Genomic DNA, 14559 nt, shown 5'->3' with positions numbered 1-14559 from the left:
TACGCAGCCTGGTCCCCCTTGTCCGGGGGCCTCGTCGGCCGCGGCGCTGCGCCGAGTCGTTCTGACGGCCGGACGCCGACCTTGCCCCTGGAAGAAGGCCAGGGCCTGCAACGGCGGCGTAGGGTGTCGGCTCGCCCTTGCCGGCGGCTTGATCGCCGTGGTGGTGAAGTGTCCCGAGTGGGGCCCGGACCTTTGGTGTCCGGGCCCACTCGGGACTGGAGTGTCAGCGCTTCATGAGGGCGAAGACGCCCCAGCTGAGGTACTCACGCCCGTATCGGGCGTACTGGGCGGGCTCGGTGGTGAGTTCTTCCCGTACCTCGGGGGCGAGTTCGTCGTCCGGGTTCTCATCGAGCCAGCGGCGCATGCTGAGCCATTGGGCCGCGGCATAGCGGTCCCAGCTGTCCTGGTCGGCCAGCATCATTTCCACGACGTCGTACCCGAGTTCCTGGAACTGCTCGATCAGAGCGGGGAGGAGCAGGAAGTCGGCGATGGAGGTGGCGTGGCATGCCTTGGCGGTCTCCTCGTCCGGAGGGGTCCGCCGCCAGAAGGGTTCGCCGATCAGCATCATTCCTCCTGGGCGGAGGCTGCGCTGGAGCAGCGTGGCCGTTCCGGCGACACCGTTGCCGATCCAGGTGGCGCCCACGCAGGCGGCCAGATCGACCGGCTGGCCGGCGACGTGGCCTGCGGCGTCACCGTGGACGAACTCGACCCGGTCGGCGACGCCGAGTTCGGCGGCGCGGGTCTGGGCCTGCTCGGTGAAGAGAGTGCTGATGTCGACTCCGGTGCCCGTGAAGCCCAGGTCGCGGGCCCAGGTGCACAGCATCTCGCCCGAGCCGCTGGCCAAATCGAGCACCCGGGTCCCGGCGGGGAGCCGGAGGGATTCGCCCAGGACTGCGAGCTTGTCCGCGGTCAGCGGGTTGTGGATGCGGTGGCCGCTCTCGCGGATGGTGAAGATGCGGGGAAGGTCCATGACCAGATTCCTTTCCGTCATGCCTTGAAGTGAGGAGACTGCTTGAGGGCGCGCACCTGGCGCGAGATCTGCTTCAGGGGCCGTTCCAGCTCGGCGCGCAGCCGCGCGTCCGTGCGGGAGGCGGCGTAGGTGTTCTCGCGCCGCAACCGGTGGTAGCTGTCGAGGCGCCGCCGGGTGAGGTGGCCGTTCTCGATGTCTGCCAGTACCGCGCAGCCCGGCTCGGTGGTGTGCGCGCAGTCCGCGAAGCGGCAGGTGCGGGCCAGCTCGGTGATCTCTGCGAAGGTGTGCTCCAGGCCGTCGTCGGCGTCGTGCAGGCCGACGCCGCGCAGGCCCGGGGTGTCCAGGAGGACTCCGCCGTGAGGCAGCGGCACCAGTTCGCGCCAGGCGGTGGTGTGCCGGCCCTTGCCGTCGCTGCCGCGTACCGCGCCGGTGGCCAGGAGGTCCTCGCCGAGCAGGCGGTTGCCGAGGGTGGACTTGCCCGCGCCCGAGGGGCCGAGCAGGACGACCGTGCCCGACAGGACGGCGGTCAGGACGTCCAGGCCCTCGCCGGTGGTGGCGCTGGTCACCAGCACCTCCACGCCCGGGGCCGCCTCGGTCACCTCGGACGCCGCCGATGCGGGGTCCGTGGACCGGTCGGCCTTGGTGAGCACGACCACCGGCGTGGCGCCGCTCTCCCAGGCGAGGGCGAGCATCCGCTCGATCCGCCCGAGCTTGAGCGGGTCGGCGAGGGAGACGGCCACCGCGACGGTGTCGACGTTCGCGGCCAGTACCTGGGAGTGGGAGGTGCGCGAGGAGGTGGAGCGGACCACGGCGGTCCGGCGCTCCAGTACCTCCACCACGGTGGCGGAGGTCGCCGGGCCGGACGGCCGGACGGCCACCCAGTCGCCGGTGCACGGCGTCAGCCGGTCACCGGTACCCGAGGAGGGGAGGACCGTCGCACGGACGGGGCCGGTGTGGGCGACGAGGTCGCACAGACCGCGCTCGGCCCGCACGACGCGGCCCGGCACCAGACCCTCGTCCTTCGAAGAGGCGAAGGACCGCTCACGCTCCGCGTCCCAGCCGTAGTCGACCAGAGTCAGGACACGCGAAGGATGAGAGAGAGCAGATGGATGTGAAGCGTGGTGGTGAAACAAGTGAAGAGACCCTTGAGAGGGGGCCTCGCCGGACGGCAGACGTGCCCGAAGCACTCCCGCGGAGGGGAGGCCGGCAGAGGAAAGGTCAGGCCGAGACCCGAGAGATGCGAACGAGTCGGGCACCGCACACAGCGGTGGTCACCACGACCGTCATCGCGCATCTCCTCCGATCTCCAAGAGTGGCCTGGTCGCCACTTGCCCAAAACCGTAGCACCTTGCACGACCTCCGCGTCGACCCGGGCAACGCGGGGCTGTCTCACGAACTGCGCTGTTCGCCGCGGTGGCACGTCCGATAATCCGTTGACACCCGCTGAGGGGTCATTGCTACCGTCGGGCGTCCCGTCGAACTACTGGGCCTGTCGGCCCCGAAGAGGAGTGAGTTTTGTGCCCCGGCCCTTGCCGCGCGCGTCCTCGCTGCACGGCTCCCGCCGCCTCCTCCTCCTGACCCGTCCCACCCGGACGGCTGACGGACGCGGCTTTCCGGTGCTGTGACCTGCCCGCATCTCCCGTAGTCCCCGCGCGCTGCGGCATACGGGGGCGCGTCCTCGGCGAGGCCGCTCGGCCTGCTCTTGCTGTCATCACCGACTTCTCAGCAAGGAGCCCTCCGGGTGTCCAGTACCAAGTCCAGTACCAACAAGACTGTCTCCACCGGTCCGAACACCGTGCCGGCCGGCACCTTCACCTGCGCGTGGTGCGGCCTGACGGTCACCGCCGCCAGTGGCGACGGCACACGGCGAAACCACTGCCCGTCGTGCTTGCACTCCCAGCACGTTCTCGACCATGTCGAGGGCAGCCCCAGCGAATGCCTGGGCCGAATGTCGCCGATCTCCGTCGCCGTGCTGCGCACCGGCGACTGGATGGTCATCCACCGTTGCGTGCGCTGCGACGAGCTGGCCTCCGGTCCCGTCCGCACCGACGACAACCAGCTCATCTTGATGCGCATGGCCGTGCGGCCGTTGGCACAACCGCCGTTCCCGCTCGAAGCATTCGGCGACCTGTAGACCGGAAGGAGGAGAACCCGTGCCGAGACGAGCGAACAACTCCAGCAGACGGACGCAGGGCACGCGGCGCCCACAGCGGCGCAAGGACGTCCTGCACCGCCAGGGAGGTCACCGGGGACACGATTTCAGGTGTGTGGGCTGCCGACTGGTCGTGTCCTTGGACGCGCCTGGCACCACCCACCGCAATCACTGCCCGAACTGCCTGGTCAGCCTGCACGTCGACCGCCGGATCCCTGGTGACCGGGCAGCGGCCTGCAGTGGACGGATGGAAGCACTGAGCATGTCCGTGCGGCCGGACGGTGAGTGGATGATCATTCACCACTGCCAGTCCTGCGGTGAACTCAGCGCCAACCGGATCGCCGGCGACGACAACGCACTGGCCCTGATGCGCCTCGCGCTGAAACCGCTGCGCGACAGCAGCATCGCCCACCGAGCGCTGCTCCAGCTGTGACCTGACCCGCGCCTCGCGGCGTAGGGCCGCGGGACCGCAAGAAGGGGCGAAGCGTACGAGCGCATCCGCGCCCGTACGCTTCGCCCTTTCTTCAGGCCTCGGAGCACGGTGGCCAAGGCCCGCCCACGGGGGCCTCTCGCGTACAGACGGCGAAATCTCGACTGCTCGCCGCGCAGCGCCGCCGTCGCGACACTGCGCTCGTTTCTTCCACGGGCACCGGACGTGGTTTCTCGTTGGCAAGACCTCAGTCTCAGCACCACTCCGCAGATCAGAAGGCAGTCCTCAGCGAGGTTGCTGACGCGGTGGCGGCCGGCTGGGGACACCGGATTCGTCCGCGAGCCCCCGGGCATGCTGAACTCCACGGCGACTGAGGGGGGGCCTACTGCTACCTCGCCGACGCCACCGGCAATGTGCCCAAGAGGGGTTCGAATGGGATACCTGGCATTTACGCCGATCAACGACTCCATGTCGGCGACGATCATCCTGGGAGTCGTCGCCGTGATCGGAGTTGCCGTGGGGACTGTGGTCCGCCAACGGCGTGAAGCGAAGAGAAGGGGTGAGGGGTAGTGACGCCTGGAGCGAACGGCTGAGGAAGCTCCCGCCCAAGCCGGTTGGCCGCTGAGTGGTTCTGCATGCTGGTCTTCGCCTCCAATGATCGCCGAGCACTGTTTCGCGGCGCCGGCCCGGCATGGCCGGCTGTGCCTGGTTACCGACTGTCTGCCAACGGCAGAACTCCGGCCGGACCGGGCTCGGTGGTCACTACAGTCCGGTCTCGTGACGACGATTACGACGCGTACGGTCGAATATCCGGCCGACGGTTTGACGATGACCGGGCACCTCGCACTCCCGGCCGGTACCGACCGCCGGCCCGCAGTGCTGCTCGGGCCGGAGGGCACGGGGCTCAGCGACGTCGAACGCCGCCGGGCCGACGCTCTCGCCGAGCTGGGATACGTGGCGCTGGCCTTCGACCTTCACGGCGGGCGGTATCTCGGCGACCCCGAGGAGATGTTGGCCCGTTGCCTGCCGCTGCTCGCTGATCCCGACCGGATGCGGGGCATCGGCCATGTGGCGCTGGACGTGTTGCGCACCCAATCGCGGGCCGACCCCGACCGGATCGCCGCCGTCGGCTACGGCACCGGGGGAGCCGTCGGGCTGGAACTCGGGCGTGACGGCGTCGACCTGCGCGCCATCGGGACAGTCAACGCCACCACCACGGGCCGACCGGGCGAGGCAGCGCGCATTCGCTGTCCGGTGTGGGCCGGCGTCGGGTCCGAAGACCCGATCATGCCGCCCGCGCAACGGGACGCGTTCACCGCCGAGATGCAGGCCGCGGGCGTCGACTGGCGCCTCACGGTGTACGGCGGCGCCTTGCACGCCTTCCACCACCCGCCGGTCGACCACCCCGCGGTCCCCGGCGTCGGGTACCACCCACAGCACGCGCAGCGAGCCTGGCGCGACGTCGTCGACCTGCTCGCCGAGTGCCTGCCACTGAGGGGGCGCGGCCGCTGATGGACGACGCGTCGGGCCTGGCCCTTGTCCCCGACGAGGCGCAGGCGGAGGTGCAGGCGGGAGGGGGGAGGGGGCGCTGGGCCGCGCGATGCGGCCTGCGAAGGCCGTCGGTAGGGCCGCATCGGTTCCGCAATCCCCGGAAAGGGTGTTCGCCCGGTTATCACTCGATCGTGTAGATCGAACGACCATATGACTACGAGACTCCTCGTCGGCCGGTTAGCGTCCGTGCTCGATCGACCCGCCAGGGCCGGTCCGAAGTCAGGCGAGACCAGGGGAGGTTTCGGGGATGACGGACGATTCTTCGCTTCAGGACGGCGGACTGTCGCGGCGCAGGCTCCTCGCGTCATCCATCGCCGCGGGCGGCGGGGCCTGGTTGTGGCGCGGAGTGGTCCGGCCGGACAGCGCCTACGCCGACGTACCCTCACCGTCCGGCTTCCCGCCCGGGCTCGACGTCTTCCGGCGCGTCTACGAGAACTGGGCCGGTGAGATCCGCGCCGACCAGTTGTGGACCTGCACGCCACGTACCCCGCAGGACCTGCTCGACGTAGTGAACTGGGCGCACGGTGCCGGTTGGACGGTACGCGCCCAAGGGAAGCGGCATGGCTGGGCTCCGCTCACGGTCGCCGACGGCACACCCGCCGCGGCCCGGGTCGTCCTGGTGGACACCACCGCACACCTCACCGGGATGTCACTGGAGCGGCAGGACACCGACGGTTCGGCCCTGATCCGGGTGCAAACCGGTGCCCTGCTGGAGAGGCTCCTAGCGTTCGCCGGCGCGCACGGTTACGGGGTCGTCGCCGCACCCGCTCCCGGGGAACTGTCCGTCGGCGGGGCGCTGGCCATCGGCGCGCACGGAACGGCCGTCCCCGCGAACGGTGAGAACCCGTCACCCGGGCACGGCTACGGCTCGATGAGCAACCTGGTGACCGAGCTGACCGCGGTCGTCTGGGACGAAGCCGCCGGACGCTACATCCTGCGGACGGTCCACCGGGCCGATCCCGACTGCGACGCGCTCCTCACCCACCTCGGCCGTTCCCTCGTCACCGAAGCAGTGCTGCGGATGGGCACCGACCACAACCTGCGCTGCCGGTCCTTCCTGGACATCCCCGCCACCGAACTCTTCGCCGCCCCCGGGGCCCCGCCCGGCACCAGAACCCTGGCCTCCTTCGTGGACAGGACCGGCCGGGCGGAGGCGATCTGGTTCGCGTTCACGGACAAGCCCTGGCTGAAGGTCTGGAGCGTCGCCCCCGACCGGCCGTTCGCCTCCCGGGCGGTCGACGGACCCTACAACTACCCCTTCTCCGACTCCCTTCCCGAGCCGGTGGCCCGTCTCGCCGGAACACTCGTCTCCGGAGCCTGGGCGAGCGCCCCGCTCTTCGGACAGGTCCAGTACCTGCTGGCCAAGGTCGCCCTCACCGGTGACATCACCGACGTCCTGCTGTCGAAGACCCTCGTGCGGGACGTGCTGACCGGCGACGTGCTCACCCACCTGCTGGCGGGCGGGCTCCGCTCCGACCTGTGGGGAGCCTCCCGCAACCTGCTGGAGTACGTGCGGCCCACCACCCTGCGCGAGACGGCCAACGGTTACGCCGTCCTCACCCGCCGCGCCGACCTGCAGTGGGTGGTCAGCCAGTTCGCCGACTTCCACCGCACGCTCCTCGCCCAGTACGCCGCACGAGGCGAGTACCCGGTCAACGGCCAGGTGGAGATCCGGGTGACCGGCCTGGAGGTCCCCGCCGTGTGCGGCGTCCCCGGTGCCCGGCCACCGCTGCTGTCCGCCCTGCGACCACGCCCGGACCGGCCGGACGCCGACATCGCCGTGTGGATCGACATCCTCTCCTTGCCGACCACACCCGCCCTGCACCGCTTCTACCGGGACATCGAGCAGTTCCTCCTGGCCCTGGACGGAGAACGGGCGACCGTACGGGTGGAATGGTCGAAGGGCTGGGCCTACACCGACACCGCCGCATGGTCCGACCCGGACGTCCTCACCCGGACCGTCCCCGCGGCCCTGCGCGCCGGAGGCGGCCCGGGCTGGGACGAGGCGGTCGCGACCCTGAACCGCCTCGACCCCCACCACGTGATCTCCAGCCCCTTCCTCGACGCGCTGCTGCGCTGAAGAACAGCAAACGGTCGCAGACACAGAGCGCGACGGAATCGAGCGAGACGCCGAGACCTCGGCGACCGGCCCCTGACACTGAACGGACCCCCTCGGTGGCCGGTGGCCGGTGGCGCGGTGTCGAGCGAGGACGGGTGACGGGATGGCGTGGCCCCGCCCCCTCAGCGGTCAGGTTCCGCGTCGGCGCAGCTTTGCCTCGGCCGCTCGTCTCCGGTCTTCCTCGGCCGGCTCAGGTGCAGCGACTTGGTACGGCAGAGTCTGTGTGGATTGCCTCATGGATCGCCCGAAGCGGTCGCTGTGTTGGTGGATCAGGTGGGGCTCCCGTTGTCCCGGCCATATCCGTCGTGCGCCCGGTCACGGCCGCGGGCGCGGTAGGGACCGGGCCCGAACGGTGTCAGCACGGGCAGCTCGGGGGGGCATCCATCATGGCGGCGACTCTCATGTCGCCCGTGAGGGACTCGATGCTGTGGTCCACGGCCTCGTCCCACGTCTCGGCAAGGCGGGGAAGTACGACGCCGACGCGGTAGATCTCCACGGTCATATCGACGGGCCCGCTGTTCACGCCCGCGAGGACGACGGCTGGCCCGGGCCTGGAGAAGATCAGTCCGTTTTCCCCGGCAGGTCGGACCGGCATCAGGCCATCCGGCCAAGGCTCTCCGCCCGCGGTCACCGCATGCGCAGACTCGCCTCAGCCCTTCGGCTGGAGGCGTCATGCCGTATCTTTGACCATACATTCACTTAATCGCATAGTGGGGCGACGTGGCACCGGAAGACAATACGAAGTTGCTGGTCGAGTCTCTGACCTCGCACCGGGACGAGTTTCTCGCGCAGTGGGGCGCCATCGTCGGTGAGGCTCTGCAAGGCAGGCTCAGCGTCGCCGAGATGCGTCGCGAACTGGGCGAGCTGTACGAGGCCATCGTCCAGGCCATCGCGGCGGGCGGTCTCGACGCCCGGGGCGAGGCCTACGGGGAGACCCGCAGCCTGCTGATCGAACTCTCCCGCAGCCGGGCCCGGCAGGGCTTCACTCCGACGGAGACGGCGACGAGCGTGTTCGCGCTCAAGGAGGTCCTGGAGCCGGCCCTCACGGCGGAGGAGCACGGCACCCGGACCTACCTCCAGTTCGCCAAGCTCCTGGACGGCCTCGCCCTCCTGACGACCGAGGCGTACGTCCGTACGCGCGAGGAGATCATCGCCTCGCAGGCCGAGCAGCTCCTCGAGCTGTCGACGCCGGTGGTGCAGCTGTGGAACGGCGTGGTCGGCGTCCCGCTGGTGGGCACGCTCGACTCGGCGCGCACCCAGGTGGTCATGGAGAAGTTGCTGCAGACCCTGGTCGACACCGACTCCACGCACGCGATCATCGACATCACCGGCGTGCCCACCGTCGACACCCAGGTCGCCCAGCACCTGCTGAAGACCGTCGTCGCCGCACGCATGATGGGCGCACAGTGCACCATCTCGGGCATTCGCCCGCAGATCGCCCAGACCATCGTCGCCCTGGGCATCCAGTTCGGTGACATCCAGACCAACGCGTCCCTCGCGGACGCGCTGCGTCAGGCGGTGCGCGAAGTCGCCAAGGACGCCGAGGACGACGTTCGGGGCCTGCTGTGACCGACCGCGTACCCGTCCTCAAGATCGGCGAGATCCTCCTGGTCTCCATCCAGATCGACCTGGAGGACCAGATGGTGCTGGACCTGCAGGAGGACCTGTCGCAGCAGATCGTCTCGACCGGCGCGAAGGGTGTCGTCATCGACATCTCCGCACTCGAGATCGTCGACTCCTTCGTCGGGCGCATGCTCGCCACGAACGCCTCGATCTCCCGCATGCTCGGCGCGGAGACGGTGGTCGTCGGCATGCGGCCCGCGGTGGCGATGACGCTCGTGGAGCTGGGGCTGTCCCTGCAGGGTGTCCGTACCGCGCTCAACCTGGAGCGGGGGCTGAAGCTGCTGCGGCGTCTCAGCACCACCGGCTCAGGCCGCGCATGAAGGATTACGTGACCGGGGACACGACGTTCGAGAGCGTTCCGGTGGCGACCAGCAAGGACGTCGTCCAGGCCCGGCAGGTCGTGCGCATCCTCGCGCAGCACAGCGGCCTCTCGCTGGTCCATCAGACCAAGCTTGTCACCGCGGCGAGCGAACTGGCACGGAACATGCTGGTCTACGGCGGAGGCGGCGTCGTCCGTGCCGCCGAGGTGGCCGGCCAGGGGGGCGTGGGAGTGTTCGTGGAGTTCCGGGACGAGGGACCGGGCATCCGGGACGTCGAGCAGGCCCTGACCGACGGCTGGTCCTCCGGCAAGGGCATGGGCCTGGGCCTGAGCGGGGCCCAGCGCCTGGTCAACGAGTTCGACATCCAGACGGGCCCCGAGGGCACCACCGTCACCATCGTGAAGTGGAACCGGTGAACTCCACCCTGGTCGCCGAGGCCGGCGACGTCCACTGGCTGCGTGCGGACGTCGCCCTGGCGGCTTCCGCCCGCCGCCAGGCGGGACAGCTCGCCCGCAGCCTCGGCCTGCCCGAGACACAGGTCGCCGCCCTGGAACTCTGTGTGACGGAAATGGCGACGAACCTGCTGAAGTACGCGCACGACGGCTCCATGGCCCTGCGCATCCTCCGGGCCCGCGACCGCGCCGCCGTCGAATGCCTCTCCCTCGACAGTGGCCCCGGCATCAGCAACCTGCCCCACGCCCTGCGGGACGGGACGTCCGCCTCCGGGAGCCTGGGCCTCGGGCTGGGAACCATCGCGCGGATGGCGGACGTCTCCGGCATCCACTCCCTGCCCGGCCGGGGCACCGTCGTCCAGGCACGGTTCTGGGCCGACCCCGACGGCCCGAACCCGCTGCCCGGACCGCTGGACGCGGGCGGCCTGACGCGCCCGCTGGGCGGAGAGCAGACGTGCGGCGACACCTGGGCCGTGCGCACCGCGGACGGTCCTGACGCACTGCTGCTGATGATGTGCGACGGCCTGGGCCACGGCCCGCTGGCGGCCCAGGCCGGCGAACGGGCCAGGAGCGCGTTCCGCGGCAGCCGCCAGTCGTCGCCCGCCGACGTCCTCCAGGACGTCCACCTGGCGCTGCGCAACACGCGCGGCGCGGCGGTGGCGATCGCGCTGGTCGACGCCGCCGCCCGGCGGGTCCAGCTCAGCGGAGCCGGCAACATCGCGGCCCTGGTGGGATCGCCCAACGGCCGCACGGGCCTGCCGTCACTGCCGGGCATCGCGGGTGTGCAGATGCCCAGGCCGCGTACCTTCGAAGCGGCCCTGCCGCCCGGGGCCGCCCTGATCATGCACTCCGACGGCCTGAGCGACCGCTGGAAGCCCGCCGACTTCCCGGGCCTCTTCGCCCAGGACTCCTCGATCGTCGCCGCCCAGATCTTCAGCCAGGCCGCGGTCCGCAGGGACGATGCCGGGATCGTCGTGGCCGTGCACCGGCAGCCATGACCGGCGACCCGTCCCAGGAGGTGTTCACGCTCGCCCTGCGGGAGGGGGGCGACGTGGTCACCCTGCGCCGCCGCACCCAGATGGCGTGCCGGGCCCTGGACCTGACGGGCAGCCCTCTGGTGCGGATGTCCACCGTCGTCAGCGAGGCCGGAGAGCACCTCCTGGGAGCGGCCTCCCTCACCGCCCGGCTCTCGCTGGCCGGGCGGGCGGGAGACGCCGTCCTCTCCCTCCGGTTCCGCTGGCAGGGAGAGCGGCAGCCCTCCGCCTCCCTGCTCGCCGCGGCGTCACGGCTGCTGGACGACTGCCGCACCTCCCGCACCGGCGACGGCCAGGAACTCGTCCTGGAACAGCGCGCGACCGCGCTGACCCAACCCCTCACCGTCCTGGCGGACCACCTGCGCGGCACGCTCCTCGCCACCGACGGCGGCACCGACCTCATCGAGGCGCTCCGCTCCCAGAACCGTCAACTGCTGGCCGCGCTGGAGGAGTCCCAGCACCAGCAGGACGAACTCCAGCGCCTGAACACCGAACTGGAGGAGACCAACACCGGCGTCCTGGCGCTGTACTCGGAACTGGCCGGCGAGCTGGAGGAGACCAACAGCGGCGTCGTCGCTCTCTACGCGGACCTGGAGGACAAGACCCGCCAGCTGGAGCAGGCGAACGAGTCCAAGACGCGGTTCTGGGCCAACGTCAGCCACGAACTGCGCTCGCCCGTGAACGCCGTCATCGCCCTCACCCGCCTGCTGCTCGCCCCCGAAGCCGAAGCGCTCTCCGCCGAGCAGCGCCAGCAGGTCTCGCTGGTGCACGCCTCCGGCAACACCCTCCTGGCGCTCGTGGACGAACTCCTCGACGTCGCCAAGGCAGAGGCCGGCCGCCTGGAACCCCATCCCGTCGACACCGACCTGCGCGCCCTCTTCCACCAGCTGCGCGGCACCCTCCAGAGCATGACGCAGCCCGGAGTGCACCTGCGCGTCCCCGACTACACGCAGACGGGGGCGCTGGTCACGGACGAGGTCATGCTCACCCGGATACTGCGCAACGTGCTCTCCAACGCCCTGAAGTTCACCACCGACGGCTCGGTGACCGTGGACGTCACGGAGCACGGCACCGGCCAGGACCGCCGCTTCCGCTTCCAGGTGCTCGACACCGGCGTCGGCATCCCGCCCGAGGAACAGGAGCGGGTCTTCGAGGAGTTCTACCAGGTCCCCGGCCAGCACCAGCGGGGACGGACCGGCACCGGTCTCGGTCTTCCCTACGCGCGCAGACTCACCGAGGCACTGGGCGGCACGCTCAGCCTCGACAGCGAGACGGGACAGGGCACCCTCGTCGTCGTCGACATCCCCGCCCTCACCCCCTCCCTCCTCACTTCCCAGGACGGTCACGGGCCGGCCCCCGACCCCCGCGAAGCGGCCGCCACCTCCCAGCCGGACCCCCTCGACGCGCCCGGGAAACCCCTCGCCGAATGGTCCGTGGTGGTCGTGGACGACGACCAGGCGTTCCTGACCGGCTTCCGGCCCCTCATCGGCCGGCTCGTCACCTGCGTCACCTGCGTCACCGACAGCACCACCGCGGTCGACACCGTCCGGCGTGAACGCCCCGACGCCGTCCTCCTCGACCTCGACATGCCCGCACTCGACGGCTACGAAGTACGGCGCCTGCTCGCCGCCGACCCGGCCACCGCCCACATCCCCGTGGTCGTGCTCACCGCCACCGATCCGGGCGAGGTGCCCGTCGGCCGCATCGAACCGGTCCGCGCCGTGCTGGACAAGGGCCGCCTCACCCCGGCCGGCCTCGCCGCGGCACTGACCCGGACCAGCGTCGGGGCAGCCTCCCCACCGGCCCCCCTCTTCGCGACCCCGTACCCGCTCGAGGAAGACAGATGACCCAGCAGCACTCCGACGACCAGGCCCCGGCCCGCATCCTGGTGGTGGACGACGACCCCACCAACCGCTACGTCCTGTCCACCACGCTGGAGCGCGGCGGACACCGGGTCACCACCGCGGAGGACGGCACCAGCGCGCTCGAGCTGCTGCGCACCCTCGAAGAGCTTCCCGAGATCGCCATCGTCGACGTACGCCTGCCCGACATGACGGGCTTCGAGGTCTGCGAGCACATCAAGAAGAACCCGGCCACCGCGGCGATGCCCGTGATCAACATCTCGGCGTCGGCCATCTCGGCCGAGGACCGCACCCGGGGCCTGTACCGCGGCGCCGACGCCTACCTCGTCGAACCCATCGCACCGGGAGAACTCCTCGCCACCGTCACGGCGACCCTGCGCTACGCCCGAGCCCGCCGCCGCGCCGAACTCCTCGCCGAACGGCTGCACCTCCTCAACCGCGCGACCCTGGCCGTCTACAGCGCCACCGACGCGAACGAACTGATCAAAGCCACCGCCGAGGGAGCTGCCTCCGTCCTGCGCTGCGACACCGCCGCCTTCCTCCACACCCCGCAGGGCGACGCCCTGGTCGCCCACACCGCCCACGGGCAGGGGAACCCGGCCACCGCCGAGACCCGGGTGCACCCCGTGCCCGCCCCCGAGGACCGCGCCGAGGCCCGGACCGACACCGACGACGGCCTGCCCGACCCCGCCTGCCTGCCCGTACCGGTCCGCGACCCCGCACGGCGCCACACCGTCGTGGGCCAGGCCAAGTCCGACCGGCCCCCCGTCGTCATCCTCGTCCCCGCGGACGCCATCGCCCTCGACGACGACGACCCGCTCCTGCACCAACTGGCCCGGGCCAGCGCCCTCGCCCTGGAGGCACTGCGCAGCTACAGCGAGGAACACGCCCTGGCCCTCACCCTCCAGCGCAGCTTCCTGCCCGAGAACCTGCCCCGCACCACACGCGCCGACCTGGCCGTGCGCTACCTCCCCGCCAGCGAACGCGCCGAGATCGGCGGCGACTTCTACGAGGCGATCAGCACCACCAGCGGCCTCGTGGTCGCGGTCGGAGACGTCGCCGGACACTCCCTCGATGCCGCCATGGTCATGGGCCAGGTACGCCACGCCCTGCGGGCCTACGCCATCGAGGGACACCCGCCCCACGTCATCCTCTCCCACCTCGATCACCTGCTGACCTCCGTGGAACCCGGTACCGCCGTCACCCTCTGCGTCGTCCTGATCGAGTACGCCTCCGACGTCCTGCACATCGCGAACGCCGGCCACCTTCCGCCCCTGGTGCGCGCCCCCGACGGCACCGCCGTCTTCGTCGAGGAGCACGGGCCCATGCTCGGCCTCGGCCTGCCCCACCCCCCGGCGCACCGGGTCACGGCGGAGCCCGGCAGCCTGCTGCTCCTGGTCACCGACGGCCTGATCGAACGCCGCCACATCCACTTGCAGCAGTCCCTGGACTCCCTGGCCGACGTCCTGGTCCGGGCCCCGCGGCTGCCCGAGGACGTGTGCGACGACCTCTTGGACCGCCTGCCCCCGGACGGCAGCGACGACATCGCCATCATGGCCGTACACCTCAACGCCCCGGAGCGTTCAGGACAGCAGTAGGGTCCCCCGCACGCGGCGCACGCCCGCGGGTGCCCTTCCCGCCGCACCGAAGAAGCCGAGCACCCCGCCGGCGGCGACCGCCGCCACGAGGTCGACGGTGCTGATGCCCTTGGCCATCTCACCACAGACGTACGGGTAGCGGACCCCGTGCGCCTGAAGGAAGCCCCGGTCGCCCAGCCACTCCGGATGGATGCCGGGCAGCACCCCCAGCTCGGTGCATCCGTCCGCGGCCACCGTCACCGGGACGGCACCGCGCGCACCGTCCCCCGCCGGGCCAGCAGCCGTACCGCACCACGCGGCTGCTGCACGAAGGGTGCCTCTCTGATGTGCATGTGGCGCCGGAGCTGGGTGTGAGAGAGGGACCGGGCGGGAGTTGTGCCGAGTCGGAACCGGCGTCCTGGTGACCGCCGGACGGCGCGGAAGTCCGCGCTGTGCATGGCACGAGGCC

The 14559-nt window shown here is 71.0% G+C and carries 13 protein-coding genes; 10 read left to right on the top strand and 3 right to left on the bottom strand.

All coding sequences use genetic code 11. The features are described 5' to 3' along the window. Positions 1 to 223: 223 nt before the first annotated feature. Together AC07FV_RS16660 and rsgA are read right to left on the bottom strand one after the other, a co-directional pair. Positions 224 to 970, bottom strand: coding sequence for an SAM-dependent methyltransferase (locus tag AC07FV_RS16660; RefSeq protein WP_479087914.1), 747 nt, complete (start codon positions 968 to 970; stop codon positions 224 to 226). Between the two features lie 17 nt (positions 971 to 987). Further along, complete coding sequence (rsgA, locus tag AC07FV_RS16655) at positions 988 to 2103, bottom strand: ribosome small subunit-dependent GTPase A (RefSeq protein WP_479087912.1); 1116 nt, start codon at positions 2101 to 2103, stop codon at positions 988 to 990. 662 nt (positions 2104 to 2765) lie between these two features. Between rsgA and AC07FV_RS16650 the strand changes: the two genes are divergently transcribed. The 10 genes from AC07FV_RS16650 (at position 2766) to AC07FV_RS16605 (ending at position 14111) form a co-directional block, all read left to right on the top strand. Continuing rightward, positions 2766 to 3104 (top strand): RNHCP domain-containing protein, encoded by a 339-nt coding sequence (locus AC07FV_RS16650; RefSeq protein WP_479088041.1) that lies wholly within the window; start codon positions 2766 to 2768, stop codon positions 3102 to 3104. A 19-nt stretch (positions 3105 to 3123) separates the two neighbouring features. Next, on the top strand, positions 3124 to 3555 hold the full coding sequence (locus AC07FV_RS16645) for an RNHCP domain-containing protein (RefSeq protein WP_479087910.1): 432 nt from the start codon (positions 3124 to 3126) through the stop codon (positions 3553 to 3555). A 774-nt stretch (positions 3556 to 4329) separates the two neighbouring features. Next, entirely contained in the window at positions 4330 to 5064 is a 735-nt protein-coding gene (locus AC07FV_RS16640; protein ID WP_479088039.1) for a dienelactone hydrolase family protein, read from the top strand. Positions 5065 to 5350: 286 nt separating this feature from the next. After that, positions 5351 to 7183 carry a cholesterol oxidase substrate-binding domain-containing protein gene (locus AC07FV_RS16635; protein ID WP_479087909.1) on the top strand — a complete coding sequence of 611 codons (1833 nt, stop codon included), beginning with the start codon at positions 5351 to 5353 and terminating at the stop codon, positions 7181 to 7183. Between the two features lie 759 nt (positions 7184 to 7942). Then, positions 7943 to 8791: an STAS domain-containing protein gene (locus AC07FV_RS16630; RefSeq protein WP_479087908.1), complete on the top strand. Its 849-nt coding sequence runs from the start codon at positions 7943 to 7945 to the stop codon at positions 8789 to 8791. Beyond that, positions 8788 to 9165: an STAS domain-containing protein gene (locus AC07FV_RS16625; protein WP_383644097.1), complete on the top strand. Its 378-nt coding sequence runs from the start codon at positions 8788 to 8790 to the stop codon at positions 9163 to 9165. The genes AC07FV_RS16630 and AC07FV_RS16625 overlap by 4 nt, the downstream gene beginning before the upstream one ends. Continuing rightward, the gene (locus AC07FV_RS16620; protein ID WP_392888346.1) at positions 9162 to 9581 is read left to right on the top strand and encodes an anti-sigma regulatory factor; all 420 of its coding nucleotides are present in this window, start codon (positions 9162 to 9164) and stop codon (positions 9579 to 9581) included. The genes AC07FV_RS16625 and AC07FV_RS16620 overlap by 4 nt, the downstream gene beginning before the upstream one ends. After that, positions 9569 to 10615 carry an ATP-binding SpoIIE family protein phosphatase gene (locus AC07FV_RS16615; RefSeq protein ID WP_479087907.1) on the top strand — a complete coding sequence of 349 codons (1047 nt, stop codon included), beginning with the start codon at positions 9569 to 9571 and terminating at the stop codon, positions 10613 to 10615. Before AC07FV_RS16620 ends, AC07FV_RS16615 begins: the two co-directional genes overlap by 13 nt. Continuing rightward, positions 10612 to 12498, top strand: coding sequence for a hybrid sensor histidine kinase/response regulator (locus AC07FV_RS16610; protein WP_479087905.1), 1887 nt, complete (start codon positions 10612 to 10614; stop codon positions 12496 to 12498). Before AC07FV_RS16615 ends, AC07FV_RS16610 begins: the two co-directional genes overlap by 4 nt. Then, complete coding sequence (locus AC07FV_RS16605; RefSeq protein WP_479087903.1) at positions 12495 to 14111, top strand: SpoIIE family protein phosphatase; 1617 nt, start codon at positions 12495 to 12497, stop codon at positions 14109 to 14111. Before AC07FV_RS16610 ends, AC07FV_RS16605 begins: the two co-directional genes overlap by 4 nt. Here AC07FV_RS16605 and AC07FV_RS16600 read toward each other — a convergent pair. Further along, on the bottom strand, positions 14097 to 14351 hold the full coding sequence (locus AC07FV_RS16600; RefSeq protein ID WP_479087901.1) for a hypothetical protein: 255 nt from the start codon (positions 14349 to 14351) through the stop codon (positions 14097 to 14099). The two genes, AC07FV_RS16605 and AC07FV_RS16600, sit on opposite strands and share 15 nt — an antisense overlap. Positions 14352 to 14559: the final 208 nt, after the last annotated feature.

It is taken from the genome of Streptomyces sp. NPDC045956 (genome assembly GCF_056430705.1).
This window is presented reverse-complemented; position numbering and strand designations above follow the sequence as displayed.

Excerpts from the sequence above, each read along its gene's own strand:
- AC07FV_RS16610 (WP_479087905.1), top strand. The coding sequence starts at position 10,612 with ATGACCGGCGACCCGTCCCAGGAGGTGTTCACGCTCGCCCTGCGGGAG.
- AC07FV_RS16605 (WP_479087903.1), top strand. The coding sequence starts at position 12,495 with ATGACCCAGCAGCACTCCGACGACCAGGCCCCGGCCCGCATCCTGGTG.
- AC07FV_RS16620 (WP_392888346.1), top strand. The coding sequence starts at position 9,162 with ATGAAGGATTACGTGACCGGGGACACGACGTTCGAGAGCGTTCCGGTG.
- AC07FV_RS16660 (WP_479087914.1), bottom strand. The coding sequence starts at position 970 with ATGGACCTTCCCCGCATCTTCACCATCCGCGAGAGCGGCCACCGCATC.
- AC07FV_RS16635 (WP_479087909.1), top strand. The coding sequence starts at position 5,351 with ATGACGGACGATTCTTCGCTTCAGGACGGCGGACTGTCGCGGCGCAGG.